At 58.2% G+C, this 361-nt stretch carries 1 pseudogene; it reads right to left on the bottom strand.

The features are described 5' to 3' along the window. Positions 1 to 151: 151 nt before the first annotated feature. A pseudogene (locus EN859_RS36015) lies at positions 152 to 361 on the bottom strand (acetyl-CoA carboxylase carboxyl transferase subunit alpha); the annotation flags it as partial.

Genomic DNA, 361 nt, shown 5'->3' with positions numbered 1-361 from the left:
CCGGCCCACGCAGGAACCTGTCCACCCGAGCCGATTCAGCATTTCACGGAATCGCTGACCCGCTCTAACTCTTTGTTTTCACGCAATTCCCAAGGGGAAGCGCTACGCGCTTCTCCCGGGAAAACCGCTATGCACTTTTCCTGGGATGGCTTTAAAGGCTGCGACCCATTGCGAGATATTTCTCGCGGCGCTGCTCGCGGAAATCGGTGTTGGCGCCGGCAAAATCCTTCATCGTCTTGGCAATGAGATCGCCGGTGGCCGCAATCACCGTCTCAGGGGCACGCTGTGCTCCGCCGATCGGCTCGGCAACGATGCCGTCGATGATCTTCATGTCGAGAAGATCCTGGGCGGTGATCTTCAT

The sequence above is a fragment of the Mesorhizobium sp. M00.F.Ca.ET.216.01.1.1 genome (genome assembly GCF_004010325.2).
Lineage (GTDB): Bacteria > Pseudomonadota > Alphaproteobacteria > Rhizobiales > Rhizobiaceae > Mesorhizobium.
Note: the sequence above shows the minus strand (reverse complement) of the source record. Positions and strands in the feature narration are given on the sequence as shown.